Below are 6,017 nucleotides of genomic sequence, written 5' to 3'. Positions count from 1 at the left end.
CCGCCCCCAGGTTCTTGGTTCTATCGGGGCGACAACTATTCTGACGCGGGGGGGATGACAAGGGGTGCCTTGGGGTCGGGTGTCGGGGTCGGGTGTCAGGTGTCGGTGCTTTTGGGCCATGACATTCGCTCGAATTCGCGTTGCAGGCTGGCCAGGGTGGCCCCGGCGGCGCCGGGGCGCGCATAGCGCTGGGCTTCGAGCCGCAGCAGCCATTGTGCAAGCGGCGCAGCCGCGCCGGCATGGCCCCAGCGGTCGTGCACGCGTTGGGCCAGTTCGCGGGGCGGCGTGTGCTCGGCGCTCTCCACGCCCAGCTTGTGCAGCCGGGTGCGGGCCTGGCGAAGCAGGCGCAGCCAGGGGTCGTGTTGCTGGCGCTCCCACAGCGTCCAGGCAGCGCCGAGCAGGCTCACGACAACCACCACGGCGATCAGCACGTAGGCCAGGTCGGTCCAGCTGGGCGACTCGAACCCGAGGTTCTTCAGCAGGTCGAGCTGGCGGCCCTGGGTGTAGTTCAGCACCCACTGGTTCCAGCTGTTGTTCACGGCTTCCCAGGCGGCGCGCAACTGCGCGGTGAGGTCGGGATTGAGGTTGCCGATGGCTCCGGCCAGCGCGCCCTGGGGTGCGCGCAGTCGCTCGAACGAGCCCACGCGCCCGGGCGCCACCGCCGATGTCGGGTCCACACGCACCCAGCCCTGGCCTTGCAGCCAGACCTCGGTCCAGGCGTGGGCGTCGCGCTGTCGCACCGTCCAGTAGCCGTCCACGCCGTTGATTTCACCGCCCTGGTAGCCGGTGACGATGCGCGCCGGAATGTCGAGCGCACGCATCAGGATGACGAAGCTGCTGGCGATGTGCTCGCAGAAGCCCTGGCGCTTGTCGAACCAGAACTCGTCGGCCGTGTTGGGTCCGAACACGCCGGGCTCCAGCGTGTAGGTGTAGCCGCCGGTGCGCAGGCGGTTCATGGCGGCCTCGATCAACTTGGGGTTGGCGTCGGGGCCGGCGCCGTGTTCGCGCCGCAGCTCCTGCGCCAGCGCCAGCGTGCGCGGGTTGAAGCCCGCAGGCAGGTCGATCTGGTCTTGCAGCGCCACCACCTGGGTTGCTGGACCGTGGCGGAAATCGGGGTAGCTCACGGCGCTGTAGCGCACCAGGGTGTTCAGGGGCCGCCGCGTGAACCACTGCAGCTCGTTGCTCATGCGCACCGCGTTGTCGGGCAGTTCGGGCGCCACCGGGGTGGACTCCATCACGAACAACCACGGCCGGCGGTTGGGCTCCATGGTCACGTCGTAGCGCACCGGCTCGCCCGCCACCTGCAGGTCGGCGGGCAGCGCCATCGAGGCCGGAAAGCCCGAACGCAGCTCCTGCCACTCGTCGCCATCGAAGCTGCTGAGCACGGGCCCGCGGAAATACAGCTGGCCCTGCGGCGGCGGCGGGCCTTCGAAGCGCACGCGAAAGGCGATGCTGTCGTCGAGCACGAGTTCGGCGATCTGGCCCACCTTCATGGAGCTCGAAAGGCCGCTGCGCCCGGTTTCGTCCTGCCCCGGCACACCCCACAGCGGCGACAGTCGCGGGAACAGCAGAAACAGCACCAGCATGATGGGCGCCCCCATGAGCGCCATGCCGCCCGCGATGCGCGCGGCCTGCGACAGTGGCGGGCGGCCCACCGGCATGTGGGCGTTGACCAGCGCGGTGAGCAGGCCCAGCAGCGCCACCAGAATGCCCGCGGCCGTGAGCAGTGACTGTGAATAGAAAAAGTGGGTCAGCAGGGTGAAGAAGGCCAGGAAGAACACCACGAAGGCGTCGCGCCGGGCGCGCATCTCCAGCGTCTTGAGTGCCAGCAGCACCACGATGAGCGTGACGCCCGGGTCGCGCCCGAGCAGGGTGCTGTGCGTCATGAAGGTGGCGACCAGCGTGATGCAGAGCAGGCCCACACGCACCGGCCAGCCGGGCAGTGGGAGCCCGCGTAAGGCCAGTGTGGTGCGCCACGCCAGCACGCCCACGGTGAGCGCGGTGCACCACCAGGGCGTGTGGCCCACCTGCATCAAGGCCACCCAGCCGATGACGACGAGCAGAAACAAGGTGTCGCGTGTGTCGCGGGGCAGTGTGGCCCCCATGTTCCACCATGGCGCGTGCTGCTGCCCCCCGGAGCGGCGTGGCGTGTCAGCGAGCCCCGGTGCTTGCGTGTTCAACATATCGCCAGCGCCTCCAGACAACGCGCGCGGTGGCCCGGTCCCTGGTCGGGTGCGATTTCCCGGCCGGGCACACGCAGGCCGTAGTCGAGTCCCTGCCGGTCTGCCATGAGCACCCAGGCTGTCAGTCGTGACAGCCGCGCCTCAAGGCCTGCGCCACCGCACTGTGCATGGTCGAGCCAAAGCTGTTGCCGCTGGTGCGACAGGGCATCGCGGCTCACCAGGTCGTCGCGGCCCGACGAGAACGCCTGCGCGGCCTTGCGCCACACCACCGCCTTGAGCGGATCGCCGCGCCGGTAGGCGCGCACGCCGTCGAACTCACCGGTGCTCTGCACGCGCGCCGCGCCCGAATGGCCGGCTTGCGCTTCGCCCGGCGGCAAGGGCGGCGGGTGGCTTTCGGGTTCCGGGTAAATCAACACACCCGAGGCCGGACGCCACACGGTCCAGACGCGGAAGGTGCCCAGCGGAAACAGGGTCTGTGCGGTCAGCGGCGGCAGCGGGTGCAGGCCGCGTTCGGGCGACGCAAAGCCCACCTGCAGGTGGGCGCTGCCCTGTGCCGGCACGTCGGTCCAGGCCAGCGGGGCGTGCGCCGGGTCGGCGCCGATCACGCCCATGCCGATGCCGTAACGCATGCGCTTGCGCTCGCTGGACAGGCGCAAGGTCAGCGCCACCGCCTGGCCGGCGTGCACCGGCTCGGGTGGCGTGAGCAGCAGCGTGAGGCCGCGCAGGTTGCCGTGGCACACGTGCATGCCCACCACCGCGCTGCCAGCCAGCAAGAAGGTGAGCAGGTAGCCGAGGTTGAGCTGGTAGTTGATGCTGGCCACCAGCAGCAGCAGCAAGGTGATGCCCAGCATCCAGCCCGCCCGGGTGGGCAGGATGTAGACGTTGCGCTGGGTCAGCGTGAGCGTGTCCGACCGGGGCAGGCGGTTGTGCCACCAGGCCTGGAGTCGGGCGCGCAGGTATCGCAGGGGCTGACGCCAACCCGGGGCACCGTGGAGCCGGCTCTGCCAGGCCGCTGGTGCTGCCGCCCGGGGGGTGGCTCCGAAGGCGCTTCGGGGGCTGTCCATTGCTCAGGGCAGGGGGACCGCTTCGAGCAATGCGCGCACCTGCTCCACCGGCCCGCGCCCCGCATCCCGCACCGGAATCAGGCGGTGCGCCACCGTCTGCGGCAGGATGGCGGCGATGTCGTCGGGCGCCACGTAGTCGCGCCCGCTCAGGTAGGCCTGGGCCTTGGCCGAACGCACCACCGCCAGCGCGGCGCGCGGCGACAGACCTTGCGCAAACCACTGCCCGTTGCGTGTGGCGGCCACCAGGTCCTGCAGGTACTCCAGCACCGGCTCGGCGGTGTGCACCTGACTCACCGTGTGCTGCAGCGCGGCGAGGTCGGCCGGTGTGAGCGCGGGCGGCAGCTTGTCGAGCATGTCGCGGCGGTCCTGGCCTCGCAGCAGCTCACGTTCGGCCGCCCGGTCGGGGTAACCGATCGACAGTCGCATGTGGAAACGGTCGAGTTGCGATTCGGGCAGTGCGTAGGTGCCCAACTGGTCGTGCGGATTCTGCGTGGCGATCACGAAGAAGGGTTCGGGCAGGGCGCGGGTCTCGCCCTCCACCGTCACCTGCTTCTCTTCCATCGCTTCGAGCAAGGCGCTCTGGGTCTTGGGGCTGGCGCGGTTGATTTCGTCGGCCAGCAGCACCTGAGCAAACACCGGACCGGGGTGGAACACAAAACCCTCGCGCCCGCGTTCGTAGATCGACACGCCCACCAGGTCGGAAGGCATCAGGTCGGCGGTGAACTGCACGCGGGAGAACTGCAGCCCGAAAGAGCGGGCCAGCGCATGCGCCAGCGTGGTTTTGCCGACCCCCGGCACGTCTTCGATCAACAGGTGCCCACCCGCCAGCAGGCAGGCCACACAGTCGGAAACCTGCCTGGATTTGCCCACGATCACCGTGTTAAGCTGGTTCAGCAACTGTTGAATTTTTGTGTCGGCTTGCATGCCGCGAACCTTACCGTAAAACCGCCATGGGCCAGGCCACCGGGTATTTCACCCACAGGGAATGTTGGAGACACGAAATGGGCGCCGGCCACCCGGAATGCCCTGAGCGTCTGGACGCCATCGAGGACCGCTTGCTCATGAGCGGACTCGACGTCGCGCTGGAGCGCCGCGAGGCCACAGCCGCCTCGATGGCCGACCTCGAACTCGCGCACGGGCGCATGCATCTGGCTTCCTTGCGCGGTTTGAGCGACAACCTGCGCGACGACATCCAGGCTGGCGGACCGAGCCATGCGCAGGTCGATCCCGACACCTCCATCAACGTTCACAGCTGGGACGCGATCCTGATGGCCGCCGGCGCCGCCATCGATGCCACCGACGCGGTGATGGCGGGCGAGATGCCCAACGCCTTTTGTGCGGTTCGTCCGCCCGGCCACCACGCCACGCGCAACCAGGCCATGGGCTTCTGCTTCGTGAACAACGTGGCGGTGGCCGCCAAGTACGCGCTGGAACGCCACGGCTTGAAACGCGTGGCCATCATTGATTTTGATGTGCACCACGGCAACGGCACCGAAGACATCGTGGCCGGCGACGAGCGCATCCTCATGTGCAGCTTCTACCAGCACCCGTTCTACCCGGTGTGGGAGCACGCCACCGCGGCCAACTTGCTCAACCTGCCGGTGCCGGCCTACACCAAGGGCATGGACATCCGCGAACTGATCGACATGACCTGGATCCCGCGGCTCGACGCCCACAAGCCCCAGATGATCTTCATCAGTGCGGGGTTCGATGCCCACCGCGAAGACGACATGGGGCAGCTCGGCCTGGTCGAGCAGGACTACGCCTGGATGACGATGCGGATCAAGGAAGTGGCGAATCGCCATTCCAAAGGCCGCATCGTGAGTTGCCTGGAGGGCGGCTACGCGCTGAGTGCGCTGGGCCGCAGCGTCGAAGCGCACCTGCGGGCGCTGGCCGACGTCTGATCGCCCGGCCGCCGGGCGGCAGCTGTCCCGGGAATCCCCGACAATCCGCTGCATGAGCACAGCACCCGAAACGTCCCGCCTGAGCGCTGCGGACGACATCCTTCTTCAGACCCGCGACGACCGCGGTGTGCACACCCTGACCCTGAACACCCCGCGCAGCTTCAACGTGCTGTCCGAGGCCATGCTGGGCGCGTTGCAGGCGGCCATCGATGCCGTGGCGGCCGATGCGCAGGCTAGGGTGGTGGTGATCGGCGCCAGCGGCAAGGCTTTTTGTGCCGGCCACGACCTCAAGGAAATGCGCGCCCATCCCGAGCACGGCTACTACCAGGCGCTGTTTGCGCGCTGCTCCCGGCTCATGCTGGCCATCCGCCAGCTGCCGGTGCCGGTGATCGCGCGCGTGCAGGGCCTGGCCACCGCAGCCGGCTGCCAGCTGGTGGCCCAGTGCGACCTGGCCGTGGCGAGCGAGAACGCGAGCTTTGGCGTCAACGGCATCGACGTGGGCCTGTTCTGTGCCACGCCGGGGGTGGCCCTGTCGCGCAACATCCTGCCCAAACAGGCCATGGAGATGTTGCTCACGGGCGACTTCATTTCGGCCGACGAGGCCCGCCAGCGGGGCCTGGTCAACCGGGTGTCGACGCTGGATGCGCTCGACACGGCCGTGGCCACCCTGGTGGAGCGCATCCTGGCCAAACCGCCCGAGGCGCTCGCCATGGGCAAGGCCCTGTTCTACCGCCAGCTGGAGACCGGCATCGAGGCGGCCTACCAGCTTGCCGGCCAGACCATGGCCTGCAACATGGCGCACGAGGTGGCGCAAGAAGGTGTGCAGGCCTTCATCGACAAACGGGCGCCGGGCTGGCGCACCTGAC

General features: G+C 68.8%; 5 protein-coding genes. 2 read left to right on the top strand and 3 right to left on the bottom strand.

Annotated features, from left to right (window positions below; translation table 11 throughout):
* Positions 1–95 precede the first annotated feature (95 nt).
* The 3 genes from QUV35_RS17650 to QUV35_RS17640 form a co-directional block, all read right to left on the bottom strand.
* Positions 96–2,105 (bottom strand): DUF3488 and transglutaminase-like domain-containing protein, encoded by a 2,010-nt coding sequence (locus QUV35_RS17650; protein ID WP_300877127.1) that lies wholly within the window; start codon positions 2,103–2,105, stop codon positions 96–98.
* A gap of 71 nt (positions 2,106–2,176) precedes the next feature.
* Positions 2,177–3,247: a DUF58 domain-containing protein gene (locus tag QUV35_RS17645; RefSeq protein ID WP_300877125.1), complete on the bottom strand. Its 1,071-nt coding sequence runs from the start codon at positions 3,245–3,247 to the stop codon at positions 2,177–2,179.
* 3 nt (positions 3,248–3,250) lie between these two features.
* Positions 3,251–4,171 (bottom strand): MoxR family ATPase, encoded by a 921-nt coding sequence (locus QUV35_RS17640; protein ID WP_300877123.1) that lies wholly within the window; start codon positions 4,169–4,171, stop codon positions 3,251–3,253.
* Positions 4,172–4,197: 26 nt separating this feature from the next.
* Between QUV35_RS17640 and QUV35_RS17635 the strand changes: the two genes are divergently transcribed.
* On the top strand, positions 4,198–5,151 hold the full coding sequence (locus QUV35_RS17635; protein WP_300877121.1) for a histone deacetylase family protein: 954 nt from the start codon (positions 4,198–4,200) through the stop codon (positions 5,149–5,151).
* 52 nt (positions 5,152–5,203) lie between these two features.
* On the top strand, positions 5,204–6,016 hold the full coding sequence (locus QUV35_RS17630) for an enoyl-CoA hydratase (protein ID WP_300877119.1): 813 nt from the start codon (positions 5,204–5,206) through the stop codon (positions 6,014–6,016).
* The last annotated feature ends 1 nt before the right edge of the window (position 6,017 follow it).

It is taken from the genome of Hydrogenophaga sp. (genome assembly GCF_030373225.1).
GTDB lineage: Bacteria > Pseudomonadota > Gammaproteobacteria > Burkholderiales > Burkholderiaceae_C > Hydrogenophaga.
Note: the sequence above shows the minus strand (reverse complement) of the source record. Positions and strands in the feature narration are given on the sequence as shown.

What these genes read in the sequence shown, in the direction of transcription:
- QUV35_RS17630 (WP_300877119.1), top strand. Translation starts at nt 5,204, where the DNA reads ATGAGCACAGCACCCGAAACGTCCCGCCTGAGCGCTGCGGACGACATC.
- QUV35_RS17645 (WP_300877125.1), bottom strand. Translation starts at nt 3,247, where the DNA reads ATGGACAGCCCCCGAAGCGCCTTCGGAGCCACCCCCCGGGCGGCAGCA.
- QUV35_RS17650 (WP_300877127.1), bottom strand. Translation starts at nt 2,105, where the DNA reads ATGGGGGCCACACTGCCCCGCGACACACGCGACACCTTGTTTCTGCTC.
- QUV35_RS17640 (WP_300877123.1), bottom strand. Translation starts at nt 4,171, where the DNA reads ATGCAAGCCGACACAAAAATTCAACAGTTGCTGAACCAGCTTAACACG.
- QUV35_RS17635 (WP_300877121.1), top strand. Translation starts at nt 4,198, where the DNA reads ATGGGCCAGGCCACCGGGTATTTCACCCACAGGGAATGTTGGAGACAC.